The following is a 2,422-nucleotide window of genomic DNA, read 5'->3' on the forward strand; positions in this document are numbered from 1 at the left end:
CTCTCTCTCTTCACACCGGGGGGGGGCGCGCCAACAGGCCCCCCCCCCACCCCCGTGGGAGGAGTTCGATGGTCCACGCCGCGGGGGAGCGCTCCCTGCTGGACGACCTGGCGCACCGCGCCCTGCGCGGGTGGGCCGGGCGGGGTGACCCGACCCCGGACCCGGGGCCCGTGGTGCTGGCGTCGACCCTGCCGCCCGGCGACCCGGTCGTCGTGCTCGTGGCGCGGGCCTGGCTGGGCGGCCTGCGGCGAGCCGATCCCGCGCACCCCGGCGTGTTCGGCGGGCTCGCCGGGCAGTTGGTGGGCCTGCGCCTGCTGGCCTCGGTCCACCCGCCCCTGGACCGGGCTGCGGACGCGGTCTCCGCCGCGCTGCGCCGGCCCCCGGTCACCGACGGGGGTGGTCTCGCCTACGGCGATTACGACCTCGTCACCGGACCGGCCGGCGTGCTGCTGGCCCACTGCGTCCCGGCGGACCGCCCCGAGGGCGTCGACGTGCTCGCCGCCCGGTTGACCGCGCTGTGCCGGGACGGGGCGGAAGGGCTGCGGTGCACCGCGTACGACGGGCACGAGCTGCTGGGGTGGGTGCAGGGCCGGGTCAACGCGGGGCTGGCGCACGGCGTGCCCGGTGTCGTCGTCGCCCTCGCCGCCGCGCTCCGGGCCGGGGTCGACGTGCCCGGACCGCTGCGCCTGCTGGGGCGGTGGCTGGTGGCGCAGGCGTGCCGCGACCCGCTGGGCGTCGTGACGTGGCCGGTGGCCGGCGGGGCACCGCCCCCGGAGCGGCCCGTGCGCCGGCAGGCGTGGTGCTACGGCTGCCCCGGCGCGGCCTGGGCGCTGTGGGAGGCGGGCGACGCGCTGGGCGAGCCGGAGTTCGCGGCGCTCGCCACGACGGCGATGCGGTCGCTGTGCGACAACTACGACGAGGACTTCCACCTGTACGGCCCCACCGCGGCCGACCGGTTGGCCGTCTGCCACGGCGCGGCCGGGGTGCTGGCCGTCGCCGACGCGTTCGCCACCCACGCCGGGCTGCCCGAGGCGGCCGCGCTGCGGCAACGCCTGGCAGACCACCTGTGCCGGCGCGGTGACGAGGTGTCCGACCTCGCGCGCACCGACATGTCGCTGCTCAACGGCGCGGCCGGGGTGCTCGCCGCGTTGCGCACCGCGTCCGGCGGCCCGCGCGGCTGGCTGCCCGCCATCGGCTTGCGCTGAACGCCTCCGGAACCGGGGCCGCAGCCGCGTAACACCGCTCGATGTAACAGCTGCTACATTCTCCGCTGTGACCGAGCAGCGTGACCCGTCCCGGTGGCTGGTGCTGGTGGTGCGCGTGCCCGCCGAGCCCAGCCGGCACCGGGTGGCCGTGTGGCGGGAGCTGCGCCGCGTCGGGGCGCTGTCCCTGGGCCAGGGCGCGTGGGTGGTGCCGGACGTCCCGGTGTTCGCCGACGGGGTGACCCGGGTGGTCGAGCTGGCCCGGCGCGGTGACGGCGAGGTGCTGGTGCTCGACGCCGCCGGGCGGGCCGAGTCGGACACCGCCCGGCTGGAGGCGCTGTTCACCGCCGAGCGGGCCGAGGAGTGGGCGGAGTTCCTGGCCGACTGCGGCAAGTTCGACGCCGAGATCGACAAGGAGGTCCGCACCGGCAAGTTCACCATGGCCGAGCTGGAAGAGGAGGAGCAGAGCCTGGAGCGGCTGCGCCGCTGGCACCGCGACATCAAGGCCCGCGACGTGTTCGGCGCGCCCGCCGCGGCAGAGGCCGAGCAGCGGCTCCGGCGCTGCGCCGACCGGCTGGCCGACTACACCGAGCAGGTCTTCCGGGCCCTGCACCAGATGTGATGCCCGACCGGTCCCCGACGAGAGGCGCACCCGTGAACCCGCGCACCCGGCCGATCCCGGCCGTCGACGGCTCCGCCACCGGCGCGGGGCGGTGGGGGCTCCGATGACCGGCGCACCACCTCCGAAGACCGCCGAGGTCGCCCGGGGTCGGCTGCCGCCGCTGTACGCGGCGGGGTTCGTCACCGCGTTCGGCGCGCACGGCATCGCCGCGAGCCTCGGCGACTACACCGGAGCGGCCTCGCTGCTGGCGCTGGGGCTGCTGCTCGCGGTCTACGACGGGGCCGAGGTCGTCCTCAAGCCGGTGTTCGGGTCGCTGGCCGACCGGGTCGGGCCGCGCCCGGTGCTGCTGGGCGGCCTGCTGGCCTTCGCCGCCGCGTCCGCAGCGTTCGTGCTCGCCGGCGACCCCGCGCTGGTGGGCCTGGCCCGGTTCGGGCAGGGCGCCGCCGCGGCCGCGTTCTCCCCGGCGGCGGGCGCGCTGGTGGCCCGGTTGTCCCCGCGGACGGGGCACGGCCGCGCGTTCGGCGGCTACGGCGCCTGGAAGGGGCTCGGCTACACCCTCGGCCCCGTCCTGGGCGGCGCCCTGATCGTCCTCGGCGGC

General features: G+C 77.7%; 3 protein-coding genes. All 3 read left to right on the top strand.

The window, feature by feature from the left end; translation table 11 throughout:
- Nucleotides 1-68: 68 nt before the first annotated feature.
- The gene (locus ACFV4N_RS42785; protein ID WP_499678419.1) at nucleotides 69-1,205 is read left to right on the top strand and encodes a lanthionine synthetase LanC family protein; all 1,137 of its coding nucleotides are present in this window, start codon (nucleotides 69-71) and stop codon (nucleotides 1,203-1,205) included.
- Between the two features lie 67 nt (nucleotides 1,206-1,272).
- A complete protein-coding gene (locus tag ACFV4N_RS42790; RefSeq protein WP_499678420.1) occupies nucleotides 1,273-1,824 on the top strand; it encodes a Chromate resistance protein ChrB in 552 nt (183 codons plus the stop codon).
- Nucleotides 1,825-1,927: 103 nt separating this feature from the next.
- Nucleotides 1,928-2,422, top strand: a 495-nt coding sequence (locus ACFV4N_RS42795; RefSeq protein ID WP_499678421.1) for an MFS transporter, incomplete at its 3' end; no start/stop codon positions are given.

This window comes from Actinosynnema sp. NPDC059797, assembly GCF_042732085.1.
Lineage (GTDB): Bacteria > Actinomycetota > Actinomycetes > Mycobacteriales > Pseudonocardiaceae > Actinosynnema.

Coding starts and splice junctions, on each gene's coding strand:
- ACFV4N_RS42785 (WP_499678419.1), top strand. CDS start 69: ATGGTCCACGCCGCGGGGGAGCGCTCCCTGCTGGACGACCTGGCGCAC.